This is a genomic window from Lentzea sp. NPDC042327, assembly GCF_040647275.1.
GTDB lineage: Bacteria > Actinomycetota > Actinomycetes > Mycobacteriales > Pseudonocardiaceae > Lentzea.
Map to the genome: position 1 here is coordinate 255,501 of NZ_JBEZBX010000006.1, position 14,034 is coordinate 269,534.

Consider the following 14,034-nt stretch of genomic DNA (forward strand, 5'->3'; position numbering starts at 1 on the left):
CAAGCAATAGCGTCGGAGGCCATGACCTACTCCACCGCGTACAGCCGTGACCTCGGCGACGAGCTGCGCCTCATCCGGGAGACGAGCACGTCGCTGCACGGCCGCGCCATGGCGAACCGGCTCGGCTGGGACCCGAGCAAGGTCTCCACCATCGAACACGGGAAGGCGCACGCGAGCGCGGGCGACATCATCCAGTACCTGACGGTGTGCGGCAAGGACCTGGAGTACATCGAGGCTTTTCAGGCCCGGTACCGGCACGCCTTCGACCCGTACTTCGCCCAGATGCCGGAGAACCTGCGCACGCTCATGATGGCCGAGTCGCTGGCCACGAAGATCACCTGGGTGGAGACCAGCACCGCCCCTGGTCTCGTCCAGACAGCCGAGTACGCCGATGCGCTGTACCGCAAAGCGGGGCTGGTTGCCCTGGAGAAGATCGCGGCGTGCGTGCAGTGCCGCATCGACCGGCAAACGATCCTGCGGCGCGCCAGACGACCGGAGATCCGGATCTACGTGCTCGAACGCGCTCTGCAAACCTACGTCGGCGACGACAAAATCATGGAGGAGCAGTACCTCCGCATGCTCTTCAACACGCACATCGTGCGGATCATCCCTGAGGACGCGGTCATCCTGACGGCGGGTTGCGCTCTGCTGGAGTTCGAGAAGGCGCCGCCGGTTGCGTACACCGACAGTGAACTGGCACAGGTTTTCGCTCAGGACGATGCTGCGATCGAGGTTGCAGTAGCTCTGTTCAAGCGACTGGAGACGTTCGCCTTGGATCAGGAACAATCGAAGCGCAAGCTGATGGAGTACATCAGCCGACTTCGAGGGGATTCCAATGGCGCGGGAACGGACCTGGCGTAAGAGCAGCTACAGCACAGGAGGCGAGGCCAGCGCCTGTGTCGACGTGTCGCTGGCCCACAACGCGCAGGTGCGGGACTCGAAGAACGTGAGCGGCGACGTGCTCACGTTCTCGACTCCCGCTTGGCGCTCGCTGGTCGCACACGTCGGCTCGCGCTGAGACGGAGCACCCTCGGAGAACAGAGCCGTGGTGGAGCTGGAAGCCTGGTACGAGGAGGACCAGGACGACGCCGTGATCGTCCGCACCCCGGCCGAGCTGGACGCCGTGCTGGACGCCGTCGCCGGTCGGGACGGCCGCGTGCTCGTCGACCTGTACGTGGCCGAGAACCCCGGCCGCGCGAACTTCAACGTCGGGCTGCACGGCCAGGCCGGTCGGGGCGCGCTGTACTACGCCGGTGGCGGGCAGCAGTGGTTCAGCACGGAAACGCCCGGAACCGACTGGGGTTCCGCCGAACCGGTCCTGTACTACCTGATGAGCTCGGACACCGAGTACCCGGCCGACTCCGAGATCCCGCTGGACGTCGTGCGCCGGGCCGCCCACGAGTTCATGACCACCGGCGGCGAGCGCCCGGTCGCGCCCGCCTGGAGGGCCGCTCCGGACTGGTGGTGAGCGGCCCGCCGGCAGCCCTCACGTGCCCCGGTTCGCGTTGAGGTAGTTGTAGATCGTGTAGCGGGTCACCGCGAGCACGCTCGCCAGGTGGTCGACCGAGTCGCGGATCAGGAAGAACCCCGCCTCGTCCAGCACCCGCACGACCTGCGACTTGTGCACCTTCTTCATCAGCTCGACCGGCACCCCGACGTCGGCGATCGCCTTCTCGACGAGCACCCGTTGGAGTGTGTCCACGTCCTGCGGGAACGACTCGACGGGCCCGGACGCCTCGTGCGCGGCGAGCTTGTTGACGCACAGGCAGCCCACCGCCACCCCGGCCGCGTCGCGCACGAAGGTCGTCGACGACCAGATCGCGCGGCCGTCCGGCGCGTAGGTCTCGTAGCCGGGCATGTCGGTCGTCGTGCCGCGGCGGACCAGGCCGAGCAGCAGGTCCGTCATCGGGCCGCCCACCTGGCGGCCGGTGAGCGAGCCGGCGATCGCGATGATCGAGTTCGGCAGCCGGGACAGGTCGTGCACCACGACCTCGGTGTCCGGGCCCAGTGCCGTGGCGAGGCTGTCGACCGTCGGCACCAGCGCCGACAGCGCCGCCGGCATGGTCGAGACCGACGGACCGGACAGCGACCGCAGCGCCGACCGGACGCGTTCGAGGGTGCCGCGGGTGGTCGTGGCGTGCGGGGACAGGCGGACGTGCTCCGGGCGGACGGTGGCGGTGACGCCGAACGACTTCAGCGCCTCCCCCACGACCGGCGCGGCCTCGGCCGTCGTGAACGCCAGGATGCCGGCGCGGCGGTCGCGGGCGGAGACGACCTCGCCGCCGCACGACAGCACGATCTCCTCCAGTTCGGCGACGACTTCGGCGACGGCGGTGTCGAGCGCGCCTACTCCCGCCAGCTCGACGAGCTCCAGCGCCTCGGCGAACGCACCGGACACGACCGGGGAGAGGTTGGTGACGTTCCACGCCGCCGCGTCGGGGGCTGCGGCGTGCACGGCGTTGTCGAACAGGCCCGCGTCCACCGCGCCCGTCCACCCGGACAGCACGGGCTGGAGCCGTTCCAGCGCGCGGTCCGACAGCACCACGAAACCGGTGCTCCACCCGGCTCGCAACCACTTCTGGCCGCCGACCACGAGCACGTCGGCCACCTCCCACGGTTCGTCGACCACGCCGAAGCCCTGGATGCCGTCCACGATCAGCAGGCGGTCGCCGACGGCCTCGCGCAACGCCGCCAGGTCCGCCCGGTAGCCGGTGCGGAAGTCCACGGCGGACACCGACAGCGCGGACACCTCGGGCGTCAGCGCGTCGACGACCGAGGACGCCGTCACCGCGCCGTCGAGCACCACCGACGGCAGGCCCGCGCGCACCCACGGGTACGTGTTCGACGGGAACTCCGCCGCCGAGTACATGACGGTGCCGGTCAGGCCGAACGCGGCCTGGAAGAGGCCGGTCGACGTGTTCGGCACGAGCGCCACGTGGTCGGTGTCGGTGCGGCACAGCCGCGCGGCGGCGGCCTTGACGCGCTGCTCCTCGCGCATCAGCGTGTCCACCGTGGCGGGACCGGCGAGCGACGCCTGCTCCATCAGCCGGGTCGTGGCCGCCACCACCGGGATCGACGGGGGGCCGAAGCGGGCGAAGTCGAGGTACCCCTCCGGTTCGCGGAACTGGGCGAGGTACGAGGAGTTGGTCACCTAGAGCACCTTTGCGAGGAACTGCCGCGTGCGCGGCTGCTGCGGGTTGTCGAGCACGTCGGCCGGGGTGCCGGACTCGACGACCGCGCCGTCGACGAGGAACACCACGCGGTCGGCGACTGAGCGGGCGAAGCCGATCTCGTGGGTGACCACGATCATCGTCATGCCGTCGCGGGCGAGACCGGTCATCACGTCGAGCACCTCCCCGACGAGCTCGGGGTCCAGCGCCGACGTGGGCTCGTCGAACAACATCAGCTTGGGTTTCATCGCCAGCGCGCGGGCGATCGCAACACGCTGCTGCTGGCCGCCGGACAGCTGCGCCGGGTAGGCGCCGGCCTTCTCCGCGAGCCCGACCCGTTCCAGCAGGTCGCGCGCCTCGGCGACGGCGGTGGCCCGGTTGACGCCGAGCACGTGCACCGGGCCCTCGAAGACGTTCTCCAGCGCCGTGCGGTGCGGGAACAGGTTGAACCGCTGGAACACCATGCCCACGTCACGGCGCTGCCGGGCGACGTCGCGCTCCTTCAGCTCGTACAGCTTGCCGCCGGCCGCGCGGAACCCGACCGGCACGCCGTCGACCCAGATGCGGCCCGCGTCGATGGTCTCCAGGTGGTTCACGCAGCGCAGGAACGTCGACTTGCCGGCACCGGACGGCCCGAGCAGGCACACGACCTCACCCCGCTCGACCTCCAGGTCGATGCCCTTGAGCACCTCGGTGTGACCGAACGACTTGCGGACATCGACCGCCTCAACGAGGGCCATACGCACGCTCCAGGTAGTGCTGCCCGACCGACGCCAGCGACACCATCACCAGGTACCAGGCCGCGGCGGCGAACAGGGTCTCCATGATCTCCAGGTTGCGCGAGGCGATGTTGTTCGCGGCGTGGATGAGCTCCAGGAACGCGATCACCGACGCCATCGACGTGCCCTTGATCATGTTGATGAAGTTGTTGCCGGTCGGTGGGATGATCACGCGCATGGCCTGCGGCAGGACCACCCGCCGCAACGTCGTCGCCGGCGTCATGCCGATCGACTTGGCCGCCTCGGTCTGACCGGGGTCCACGCTGGACAGACCTGCGCGGACGATCTCGGCCATGTAGGCGCTCTCGTTCAGCCCCAGCCCCAGCAACGCCGCCACGAACGCGGTCATCACCACGTTCGTCGGCACGCTGAACACCATCGGGATGCTGATGTTCTGGAAGACGAGCGCGAGGTTGAACCAGATGAGGATCTGCAGCAGCACCGGCAGGCCGCGGAACAGCCAGATGTAGCCGATGGCGAACCACCGTGCGACCGGGTTGGCGCTCAGCCGCATCAGCGCGACCACCACGCCGAGCACGATCGCACCGCCCTGCGCGGCGATGGCCAGCACGATGGTGTTGACCAGGCCTTCGAGCATGACGGGGTGCGTGAAGAACCCCGGGACGTGCTCCCACTGGATCTGCGCCTCCGCCATCGCCCAGCCCAGGCCGGCGATGATGATGACGATGATCCCCGCGCTGACCCACCGCCACGGGTGGCTCAGCGGGACGACGACGAGCTCATGATCCTGCTTCTGATCGGACATCCGATCCACATCACTTGCCATTGATCGCAGCCTTGCCGATCGCACCCTGCTTGATGTCCCAGTTGCCGAGGATCTTGGCGTAGGTGCCGTCGTCGATCAGTGCCTGCAGCGCGCCCTTGACCGCCTCGCTGAGCTTGGCGTTCTGCTTGTTCACGCCGATGCCGTACGGGCCGCCGTTGATCGGGGCGAGCTCGACGACCTCGAAGAACGCGCCGTCACCCGCGGTCTTGGCGACGTACACGGCGGTCGGCAGGTCGTTGAGGATCGCGGCGACGCGGCCGGTGCGCAGCTGGTTCTGGTTGCCGGTGTCGCTGTCGGTGACGCTGACCTGCACCTCGGGCTTGCCCGCGGCGACGCAGCGCTGGCTCTGCTCCTTGGCGAACGTCTCCTGCGAGCTGCCGAGGTTCACCGCCACCCCCTTGCCGCAGAGGTCGTCGGGTCCCTTGACGCCCTGCGGGTTGCCCTTCTGCACCATGATCGTGATGCCGGAGGTGAAGTAGTCGACGAAGTCGATCTTCTGCTGACGTTCGGCGGTGTCGTTCATCGCCGCCATCGTCACGTCGACCCGGCCGGTCTCCAGGCTCGTGATCAGCGAGCTGAACGCCATGTCGCTGTGCTCGGCCTTGAGCCCGATCTTGGCGGCGATCGCGGTGATCAGGTCGACCTCCGACCCCTGCGGGGTTTTGCCGTCCTCCTTGTAGAAGTTGTTCGGCGGGTTCTGGATGTTCGACCCGACCCGCAGCTTGCCGGTCTGCGCGATGGCCGGGGGCACGAGCGCGGCGAGCGCGTCGTCCTTCTGGACGCTCGACAGGTCCGAGGACGGCGGGGTGGTCGTCTGCGCGTTGTCAGACGTGCCGCCACACGCGGTGAGCGTGGCGACGAGCAGCGTGGTCACGAGCAGGCGCGGCTTCATGGCCGGGAACCTACAACGCTCCGTTGAAGACGTCCACAAAAAGTTGAAATCCACGCCTGCCTCAGTGCACGCGGGGAGCTTTCGTACTCGTAGAGGGCACGCGGGGTCCCCGCGTGCCCGGAGGGGCGGGAATTCTGGGGGCGGTTGGGGCGTTGGGAGGGGCGAGCCCACTACGAGGAGGAACAGATGGCGACGGTCGAGCTGACCACGGAGAACTTCGACGAGGTGGTCGGCGGTTCCGGCATCGTCCTGGTCGACTTCTGGGCCGAGTGGTGCGGGCCGTGCCGTGCGTTCGCGCCGACGTACGAGGCGGCGTCGGAGAAGCACGAGGACCTGGTGTTCGGCAAGGTCGACACGGAGGCGCAGCAGGAGCTCGCGGCCACGTTCGGCATCCGGTCGATCCCTACGTTGATGATCGTGCGCGAGGGTGTCGTGCTGTTCGCCCAGCCGGGTGCGCTGCCGGGCAACGCGCTGGACGACCTGATCGAGCAGGCCCGCGGTGTGGACATGGAAGAGGTCCACGCGAAGGTCAAGCAGGCGCAGGAGCAGGGCTGACCTCCCGCGAAACACCCATGTCGGTGATTCGCGAGGGGCTACTCCGGGTAGCCGAGTCGCATGAACACCGACACGTCGACCGCACAGCTGGTCAACCAGCTGTCCGAGCAGGTGAGCAGGCTCGCACGCGATGAGATTCGCCTCGCGGTCGCCGAGCTCAAGGACAAGGGCAAGCACGCCGGTGTCGGCGCCGGGTTGTTCGGCGCGGCCGGCGTGTTCGCGTGGTGGGGTGGGCTGAGCGTCGTCGCCGGCCTGGTCCTCGCCCTCTCCCTCGTGCTGCCCGGGTGGGCGGCTGCCCTCATCGTCGCCGCCGGGCTCCTCCTGATCGCCGGTGTCCTGGCGCTGGTGGGGCGCTCGCAGGTCAAGCAGGCCGCTCCGCCCGTGCCGCGGCAGGCGGTGGAGAACGTCCAGCGCGACATCGCGACGATCAAGGAGAGTGCGCACCGATGACCGATCCCAGGGAGCAGTTGCAGCGGGACGTCGAACGCACCCGCCGTGAGCTCGGCGAGACCGTGGAGGCGTTGGCGCACAAGGTCGACGTGCCGGGTCGTGTGAAGGAGCAGGCGCACGAGACGGTCGTGCGGATGACCGCGGCGACCGACCAGGCCGTGGCGTCGCTGCCCGAACCGGTGGCGCAGCAGGTGCAGAAGGCGCGTCAGCACCCGCTGGCGATCGGAGCGGTGCTGATGGCACTCGTGCTCCTCATCTGGAAGCTGTCCAGGAGGAACGGATGAAGCTGCTGTACCGCCCACTCGGAATGCTGCTCGGTGCGTTGGGCGGCATGGCCGCCACGGCGATCTTCGGGCAGATCTGGAAGGTCGTCGCGGGTGACAAGGAAGCGCCCAGCGCGACCATGAAGGACCGCCGCTGGCGCGAGGTCCTGCTCGCCGCCGCACTGCAGGGAGCGATCTTCGGCCTGGTCAAGGCCGCGATCGACCGCGGTGGCGCCGTCGGCTTCCAGAAGGCCACGGGCAAGTGGCCCGGCGACGAGGAAGACTGACCACCGCACCACCACGGCACGACACGAGCCGGTCCGCGCCCACCCGCGGGCCGGCTCGTCGTGGTCCTGCGGGCGTTTGAACCCTCAACTACTCTGGTCGGCATGCCACAGCCAGAGGGTGCCGAGCTGGACGCGATCAGGGCCAAGCGCGACGAGCTGCGCGAACGCTACGTGAAGCCGTTGGCCGACCGCGGCGGCTCACCGACGCAGGGCGTCCACCACATCGCGCTGATCTGCCGCGACGTCGAGGAGACGATCCGGTTCTACCAGGAGTTCCTCGGCTTCCCGCTCGTGGAGCTCGTGGAGAACCGCGACTACCGCGGCTCCAGCCACTTCTTCTTCGACCTCGGCAGCAAGAACCTGCTGGGGTTCTTCGACTTCCCCGGTCACGACCACCCGCCGTTCTCCGAGACGATCGGCGCCGTGCAGCACCTGGCGCTGTCCATCTCGCCGGAGCGGTTCGACGCGATCAAGGCCAAGCTCGACGAGGACGGGGTCGAGTACCTGGGGCCGGATCGGGGCGTCGAGGACAGCCTGTACATCCGCGACCCCAACGGTGTAGGGATTGAGTTCTACCGGGAAGAGCTGGGCAAGTTCGAAGGCTCGACGCTCGTCAACTGAAGGAGTCGCAGAGTGGCGCAAGAGGTCAAGGGCATCGTCGCCAGGGGCAAGGGACAACCCGTCGAGCTGACCTCGGTGCTGGTGCCCGACCCCGGACCCGGTGAGGCCGTGGTGAAGGTGCAGGCGTGCGGCGTCTGCCACACCGACCTGCACTACCGCGAGGGCGGCATCAACGACGAGTTCCCGTTCCTGCTCGGGCACGAGGCGGCCGGTGTCGTCGAGTCCGTGGGCGAGGGCGTCGCCGACCTCGAACCCGGCGACTTCGTGGTGCTCAACTGGCGCGCGGTCTGCGGCACGTGCCGTGCGTGCAAGCGCGGCAAGCCGTGGTACTGCTTCTCGACGTTCAACGCGACGCAGCCGATGACGCTGACCGACGGCACGAAGCTGTCGCCCGCGCTGGGCATCGGCGCGTTCGCCGAGAAGACGCTGGTCCACTCGGGACAGTGCACGAAGGTCGACCCGTCCGCGCGGGCCGCGGCCGTGGGCCTGCTGGGCTGCGGTGTCATGGCCGGTGTGGGCGCGGCGGTGAACACCGGTGGTGTCACGCGCGGCGACTCGGTGGCCGTGATCGGCTGCGGTGGTGTCGGTGACGGCGCGATCGCCGGTGCGCGCCTCGCGGGTGCGGCGAAGATCATCGCCGTGGACACGGACCCGCGGAAGCTGGAGTGGGCCAAGGGTTTCGGTGCCACGCACACGGTCAACGCCCGCGAGGTCGACGACGTGGTGACGGCGATCCAGGACCTGACCGGCTCGTTCGGCGCGGACGTGGTGATCGACGCGGTCGGCCGCCCGGAGACGTGGAAGCAGGCGTTCTACGCCCGCGACCTCGCCGGGACGGTCGTGCTGGTCGGCGTCCCGACGCCGGACATGACGCTGGAGATGCCGCTGATCGACTTCTTCTCGCGCGGCGGGTCGCTCAAGTCCTCCTGGTACGGCGACTGCCTGCCCTCGCGGGACTTCCCGCTGCTGGTCGACCTCTACCAGCAGGGCCGGTTCGACCTGGACGCGTTCGTCACCGAGGAGATCGCGCTGGACGGCGTCGAGGGCGCGTTCGAGAAGATGCACCACGGCGACGTGCTGCGATCGGTCGTGGTGTTCTGATGGCGCTGCGAGTGGACCACACCGTCACGTCCGGCACGTTCTCGCTGGACGGCGAGACGTTCGACGTCGACAACAACGTCTGGGTGATCGGCGACGACAGGGAGTGCGTCGTCATCGACGCACCGCACGACGTGGACGCGATCCTGGCGGTCGTCGGCAGCCGCCGGGTCAAGGCGATCCTGCTGACCCACGCCCACGACGACCACGTGCGGGTCGCTCCCGACCTCGCGCACGCCACGGGTGCTCCCCTGGCGCTGCACCAGGCCGACCGGGTCGTGTGGGAGCTGACCCACACGGGCGTCACCCCGCACGAGGCGTTGCAGGACGGCCAGGTGCTCACGGTGGCCGGCGAGGAGATCCACGTGCTGCACACGCCGGGCCACTCGCCCGGCGCGGTGTGCTTCTACGTGCCGTCGCTGGGCGCGGTGTTCACCGGTGACACGCTGTTCCAGGGCGGTCCGGGCGCGACCGGCCGGTCGTTCTCGGACCGGCCGACGATCGAGCGATCGATCCGGGAGAAGCTCTTCGAGCTGCCCGGCGGCACCGTGGTGCACACCGGCCACGGCGAGGACACCACGATCGACGCCGAACGCTTCTGACCCCTGCCGGCCACGTCAGAACCGCGGGGGCCGCTTCTCCAGGAACACCGACACGCCCTCCGCGTAGTCGGCACTGGAGGCGGCCTCCGCGTACAGCGCCCGCACGAAGTCGTCCTCGTGGCCACCGTCGGTGATCGAGTTGACGATCTTCTTCGCCCCGCGCACGCTCACCTGCGCACGCCCGGCGATCTGTGCCGCCAGTTCCCCGACGCGCGCCGAGGTCCGCGACGACCTCGTTGACCAGCCCGATCCGCAACGCGGTCGCCGCGTCGATCAGGTCGGCGGAGAACAGGATCTGCTTCGCCCACGCCGGGCCGACCACGTCGACGAGCTGCTTGGTGGACGTGAAGTTGTAGACGATGCCCAGTTTCGCCGGGGTGATCCCGAACCGCGCGCCGGCCGCCGCCACCCGGAGGTCGCAGGCGAGGGCGATCTCGCAGCCGCCGCCCACGCAGAACCCGGACACCGCCGCGATGGTGGGCTTGTCGAGCTGCACGATGGCGCGCTCGCCGTTGTGCACAGCTTCCCCGTAGCGCGCGGCACCCTCCGCGCCCCGGCGCAGGGTGGAGAACTCCGCGATGTCCGCGCCGGCCGAGAAGTGCTCGCCACCCCTGATGACCAGCACGCGGACGCTGTCGTCGGCGGACACGCGGGCCATCAGGCCGGGCAGTGCGGACCACATCTCGTAGCTCATCGCGTTGCGCTTGGCCGGCCGGTCGATCGTCAGCGTGGCGACCGGACCCGCCGTTGACAGCTGAAGGAATTCACTCACTTGCCGCACGATACAGCGCGCATTCGGCGCACATCCCGGCTCTTGTTCGGGTAGGAACGCGGTCACGCCGTTGTGACGTCCGTTGCCGAACAAGGGAGGAACGCGTGACCGCGGCCGGCATCGGCGCTGCCACCCTGCGCACCTTCGCGACGCGGTTGCGCGGCAGCGCCCCCGTCTCCGCGCGCATCCTCTCCGAGCTGGCGAGCGAGCTCGACCGGGGCGGCCCGGTGGCCGACCTGCTCTGCTCGCACAGCGCGGTGCACAGCCCGCTGTTCGGCATCCAGGCGCTGGCCGGGGTGCGGCTGCTGATGCTGTCGGGGCGGGCGCCGGAGCTGAGCGAGCGGTTCGCCGGCGCGCACGCGGCGGCGATGGCGGGCGCGTCGGACTCGGCGTCGCTGCTGGCGTGGCTGGCGGCGCGGCGGGCGATCGTGGAGAACCCCGGCGAGATCCTCGCGGCGCTCGACCGGACCGTGCAGCAGCACCAGCCCAAGACCGCCGGGTTCCTGTTGCGGGGCCTCACGATGATCGGCGCGCCCAAGGTCCGGTTGCTGGAACTGGGCGCGTGCGCGGGGCTGAACCTGATCCTGGACCGCTACCGCTGGTTCGGCCTCGACTGGGAGTGGGGCGACCGGGACTCGCCCGTGCGGCTGGCCGCCGCGGGACCGCGGCCACCGGAGCTCCGGATCGTCGCGCGGGCGGGCTGCGACCTGCAGCCGCGCGACCCGGCCGACCCGCGGCACGCGATGATCCTGCACTCGTTCATCCCGCCGGAGCACGACGCGCTGCGCTGGGACCTCGACGACGCCATCGAGCTCGCCGCGCAGGTCGGGGTGCGGGTCGCGCGGTCACCGGCCGGGCGGTGGCTGCGGGAGAACCTCGTGGCGCCGGACGAGAGCGACACCTGCACGGTGATCTGGCACAGCTCGTTCTGGCCGTACCTGACCGAGGACGAGCGGCTGGAGATCGAGACGACGCTGACCGCGGCGGCGGGGTCGATGCCGCTGGCGCGCGTGGCGTACGAGGCGGCCGACTTCCGGTCTACGCCGCGGTTGACGGTGACGATCTACAGCTGAACAGTCCGTGAACGGTCAATCGCGCACCGTGGTGCCCGTGGCTTCATCACCTCTAGTTTGCGGTGGGTGAAAACTTTTTTCGCGACCGCTGTTCTGCTCACGACGACCCTCATCGCCGCGCCGGCGCAGGCGGCCGTCTCCGACTACGACCTCGCCCTGCACTGGGCGCCGGTGCACCACCAGGACACGGACTCGTCGGACCACGACGCGGACTACCTGTCCACAGTGGACTTCGACGGCGACTGGGACGGGCTGAACAACTGGGAGAACCAGACCCAGCTGAGCCGCCTCACCGGTGCCGCCTACTACTCGGTGGTGGAGACGGAGACCCACTGGTTCCTCGTCTACTCGTTCTTCCACCCGCGCGACTGGGACGACAAGCCGGACCCGTTCGGCCTCACGACGCACGAGAACGACCTGGAGGGCGCGCTGTTCGTGGTCCGCAAGGACGCCTCCTACGGCACGCTCGAAGCCGCGGTCACGGTGGCGCACAGCGACTTCTACTCCTACGTGCCGGCCGGGTCGCCGTACCGCAGCGGTTCGGAGACGGTCGACGGCACGCTGCTGCTCTCCGGCGGGCGGCCGGCCACGCGCCAGGAGGCAAAGGGCCACGGCCTGTACCGCTGGGACGGCAACGACTTCCCCGGCGGCGACGGAGTCGTCTACCACCCCGCCGCGACCGGTGAGGTGCCCTCCGGTGGCAACGACCGGGACGTGAAGTACCGGCTGGTGGACACGTTCGCCGCGAACGGGATGTGGGCGCGCCGCAACAACTCCGAGACGTACGCGTCGTTCGGCACGTTCCGCGGCGACAACGGCAAGGACAACGCGGCGAACGCGCCCTGGGGCTGGGACGACCAGAACGACGGCGCGTTCTACCGCGGCTACCTGGCCACGCACCCGGCGGAGCTGGTGAACTCGTACTTCTCCGGCAAGGGCACGTTCAGCCTCACGTACGTGCGCAACGCCTACCGCGGCTGAGCCAGCAGGTGCTGCAGGACGGCGAGCGCCTCGGTGATCGCGGTGCCGGTCCACCGCTTGCCCGCGGCTGCAAGGAGGAAAGGGGCGGACAAGAACTTCTGGCCGGCAGGGCGGCGGCTAGGCCTGGGCGGTGGGGCGCACGACGATCTCGTTGACGTCCACGTCGGGCGGCTGTTCCAGGGCGAACGCGACGGCGCGGGCGATGGCGTCCGGCGGGATCGCGATCTCGTCGCGCATCGCCGCGATGCCCGCCCGCACACCGGGGTTGGCCGACGCCTCCGCGAAGGCGGTGTGCACGAAACCGGGGAACACGGTCGTGACCCGCACCTGCGGACCGGCCTCCTGGCGCAGCCCCTCGCAGATCGCCTGCACGGCCACCTTGGTGCCCGCGTAGACCGCCATCGCCGGCACGACGCGGAACGCCGCGGTGGAGGCGGTGGTGACGAAGTGCCCGGACCCCTGCTCGCGGAACACCGGCAGCGCGGCGGCGATGCCGTGCAGCACGCCCTTGACGTTGACGTCGACCATCTCGTCCCACTCGTCGACGCGCAGGTCGTCGAGCGGCGAGATCGGGCCCGCACCGGCGTTGCCGACGAGCACGTCGAGCCGGCCGAACCGGTCGCGGGCCAGCGCCACCAGCGCGTGCAGGTCCGCGCGCCGGGTCACGTCGGTGGCCGTGTGCACGGCCGTGCCGCCCGCCTGCTCAATCCTCGCCACCAGGTCCGCCAAGCGGTCCGTGCGGCGGGCGCCGAGCACGAGCCGTGCTCCGCGGCGTGCGAGCAGCAGCGCGGTCGCCTCTCCGATCCCGCTGCTCGCACCGGTGATCGCCACGACCTTGTCCTCGATTGACATGGCACCAGCCTGCGGCGGCCTCACCCTGGTATCCAGAGCCGGTTTATGCTGGAACCGGAGGTACCAGCATGGGACGGACGGCTGACCAGCGGCGTGAGCTCGGCGCGTTCCTGCGCAGCCGGAGGGAACGCCTGTCCCCCGCCGAGGCCGGGCTGCCGAACACGTCCCGCCGCAGGACACCGGGGTTGCGCCGGGAGGAGCTCGCCGTCCTCGCCGGGATCAGCGCCACCTGGTACACGTACCTGGAGCAGGGGCGCGACGTGCGGGCGTCCGGCCAGGTGCTCACCGCGCTCGCCGCGGCGCTCGGGCTCGACCGGCCCGAAGAGGACCACCTGTTCCTGCTCGCCGGGCACGCGACCACGCGGGTGCCGGAAGCGGAGGCCGTGACCGCGGAGGTGGCGGCCGTGCCGCACCTGCTGGGCCCGCACCCGACGTACGTGATCGGCGCGACCTACGACGTGCTCAGCCACAACGCGGCGGCGGCCGAGCTGTTCGTGAACCTCAAGGCGGACAAGCCGAACTTCGCTCGGTGGACGTTCACCGACCCGCTGGCCCGCGAGGTCGTTCTCGACTGGGAGCAGGAGGCGCGCGGCCTGCTCGCCCGGCTGCGCACCCTCGCGGGCCGCCACCCCGCCGACGAGCGGTTCACGCGGCTGGTCGCCGAGCTGCACGAGGCGAGCCCGGAGGTGCGCTCGTGGTGGCCGCACCACGAGGTGCAGGACCAGGGCAGCGGCCGGAAACGCTTGCGCCACCCCGATCTCGGGCCCCTCGACTACGCCTACACCGCGTTCCACCTCGCCGGGCAGCCCGACCGGACGCTGGTGATCTACGCCGACGCCCGGCCCTGCTGAG

General features: G+C 70.0%; 19 protein-coding genes and 1 pseudogene. 13 read left to right on the plus strand and 7 right to left on the minus strand.

The genetic code is table 11. From position 1 onward, the window contains the following. The first annotated feature begins 21 nt into the window (after positions 1–21). Genes AB0A63_RS17995 through AB0A63_RS18005 form a run of 3 tightly spaced genes read left to right on the plus strand, consistent with a single transcriptional unit; the run spans position 22 to position 1,468 of the window. Positions 22–861, plus strand: a complete 840-nt coding sequence (locus AB0A63_RS17995; RefSeq protein ID WP_360392119.1) for a helix-turn-helix transcriptional regulator — start codon at positions 22–24, stop codon at positions 859–861. Further along, positions 836–1,018: a DUF397 domain-containing protein gene (locus AB0A63_RS18000; protein WP_360392122.1), complete on the plus strand. Its 183-nt coding sequence runs from the start codon at positions 836–838 to the stop codon at positions 1,016–1,018. Before AB0A63_RS17995 ends, AB0A63_RS18000 begins: the two co-directional genes overlap by 26 nt. 27 nt (positions 1,019–1,045) lie before the next feature. Further along, a complete protein-coding gene (locus AB0A63_RS18005; RefSeq protein ID WP_360392125.1) occupies positions 1,046–1,468 on the plus strand; it encodes an Imm1 family immunity protein in 423 nt (140 codons plus the stop codon). A gap of 18 nt (positions 1,469–1,486) precedes the next feature. Here AB0A63_RS18005 and AB0A63_RS18010 read toward each other — a convergent pair whose 3' ends face one another. Genes AB0A63_RS18010 through AB0A63_RS18025 form a run of 4 tightly spaced genes read right to left on the minus strand, consistent with a single transcriptional unit; the run spans position 1,487 to position 5,628 of the window. Then, complete coding sequence (locus AB0A63_RS18010; protein ID WP_360392128.1) at positions 1,487–3,151, minus strand: aminotransferase class V-fold PLP-dependent enzyme; 1,665 nt, start codon at positions 3,149–3,151, stop codon at positions 1,487–1,489. After that, positions 3,152–3,916, minus strand: a complete 765-nt coding sequence (locus AB0A63_RS18015; protein WP_360392130.1) for an amino acid ABC transporter ATP-binding protein — start codon at positions 3,914–3,916, stop codon at positions 3,152–3,154. It abuts the gene before it with no gap. Further along, positions 3,897–4,715, minus strand: coding sequence for an amino acid ABC transporter permease (locus AB0A63_RS18020; RefSeq protein ID WP_360392133.1), 819 nt, complete (start codon positions 4,713–4,715; stop codon positions 3,897–3,899). The genes AB0A63_RS18015 and AB0A63_RS18020 overlap by 20 nt, the downstream gene beginning before the upstream one ends. 10 nt (positions 4,716–4,725) lie before the next feature. Further along, positions 4,726–5,628 carry an ABC transporter substrate-binding protein gene (locus tag AB0A63_RS18025; RefSeq protein ID WP_360392136.1) on the minus strand — a complete coding sequence of 301 codons (903 nt, stop codon included), beginning with the start codon at positions 5,626–5,628 and terminating at the stop codon, positions 4,726–4,728. Positions 5,629–5,814: 186 nt separating this feature from the next. Here AB0A63_RS18025 and trxA point away from each other — a divergent pair, with 186 nt between their 5' ends. From trxA to AB0A63_RS18060, 7 genes are all read left to right on the plus strand, one after another. Further along, positions 5,815–6,183 carry a thioredoxin gene (gene trxA / locus AB0A63_RS18030; protein WP_360392139.1) on the plus strand — a complete coding sequence of 123 codons (369 nt, stop codon included), beginning with the start codon at positions 5,815–5,817 and terminating at the stop codon, positions 6,181–6,183. A 60-nt stretch (positions 6,184–6,243) separates the two neighbouring features. Beyond that, positions 6,244–6,633: a phage holin family protein gene (locus AB0A63_RS18035; RefSeq protein WP_360392141.1), complete on the plus strand. Its 390-nt coding sequence runs from the start codon at positions 6,244–6,246 to the stop codon at positions 6,631–6,633. Next, the gene (locus tag AB0A63_RS18040) at positions 6,630–6,917 is read left to right on the plus strand and encodes a DUF3618 domain-containing protein (protein WP_360392143.1); all 288 of its coding nucleotides are present in this window, start codon (positions 6,630–6,632) and stop codon (positions 6,915–6,917) included. The genes AB0A63_RS18035 and AB0A63_RS18040 overlap by 4 nt, the downstream gene beginning before the upstream one ends. Next, positions 6,914–7,183, plus strand: coding sequence for a DUF4235 domain-containing protein (locus tag AB0A63_RS18045; RefSeq protein ID WP_360392146.1), 270 nt, complete (start codon positions 6,914–6,916; stop codon positions 7,181–7,183). Before AB0A63_RS18040 ends, AB0A63_RS18045 begins: the two co-directional genes overlap by 4 nt. Positions 7,184–7,285: 102 nt before the next feature. After that, positions 7,286–7,804, plus strand: coding sequence for a VOC family protein (locus AB0A63_RS18050; RefSeq protein WP_360392148.1), 519 nt, complete (start codon positions 7,286–7,288; stop codon positions 7,802–7,804). A gap of 12 nt (positions 7,805–7,816) precedes the next feature. Next, complete coding sequence (locus AB0A63_RS18055; protein ID WP_360392151.1) at positions 7,817–8,905, plus strand: S-(hydroxymethyl)mycothiol dehydrogenase; 1,089 nt, start codon at positions 7,817–7,819, stop codon at positions 8,903–8,905. Next, entirely contained in the window at positions 8,905–9,504 is a 600-nt protein-coding gene (locus tag AB0A63_RS18060; protein WP_360392154.1) for an MBL fold metallo-hydrolase, read from the plus strand. Before AB0A63_RS18055 ends, AB0A63_RS18060 begins: the two co-directional genes overlap by 1 nt. A gap of 15 nt (positions 9,505–9,519) precedes the next feature. Here AB0A63_RS18060 and AB0A63_RS18065 read toward each other — a convergent pair whose 3' ends face one another. After that, entirely contained in the window at positions 9,520–9,669 is a 150-nt protein-coding gene (locus AB0A63_RS18065; RefSeq protein ID WP_360392708.1) for a hypothetical protein, read from the minus strand. Positions 9,670–9,784: 115 nt separating this feature from the next. After that, positions 9,785–10,198: pseudogene (locus AB0A63_RS18070) on the minus strand (enoyl-CoA hydratase-related protein); the annotation flags it as partial. 182 nt (positions 10,199–10,380) lie between these two features. On the opposite strand from AB0A63_RS18070, the gene AB0A63_RS18075 reads away from it, so the two are divergent. Next, the gene (locus AB0A63_RS18075) at positions 10,381–11,349 is read left to right on the plus strand and encodes a DUF2332 domain-containing protein (protein ID WP_360392157.1); all 969 of its coding nucleotides are present in this window, start codon (positions 10,381–10,383) and stop codon (positions 11,347–11,349) included. A gap of 66 nt (positions 11,350–11,415) precedes the next feature. After that, positions 11,416–12,330: a hypothetical protein gene (locus tag AB0A63_RS18080; protein WP_360392160.1), complete on the plus strand. Its 915-nt coding sequence runs from the start codon at positions 11,416–11,418 to the stop codon at positions 12,328–12,330. Positions 12,331–12,447: 117 nt separating this feature from the next. Here the strand turns inward: AB0A63_RS18080 and AB0A63_RS18085 are convergent, their stop codons facing one another. After that, positions 12,448–13,182, minus strand: a complete 735-nt coding sequence (locus AB0A63_RS18085) for an SDR family oxidoreductase (RefSeq protein WP_360392163.1) — start codon at positions 13,180–13,182, stop codon at positions 12,448–12,450. Positions 13,183–13,250: 68 nt separating this feature from the next. Between AB0A63_RS18085 and AB0A63_RS18090 the strand changes: the two genes are divergently transcribed. After that, a complete protein-coding gene (locus AB0A63_RS18090) occupies positions 13,251–14,033 on the plus strand; it encodes a helix-turn-helix transcriptional regulator (RefSeq protein ID WP_360392166.1) in 783 nt (260 codons plus the stop codon). Position 14,034 lies beyond the last annotated feature (1 nt).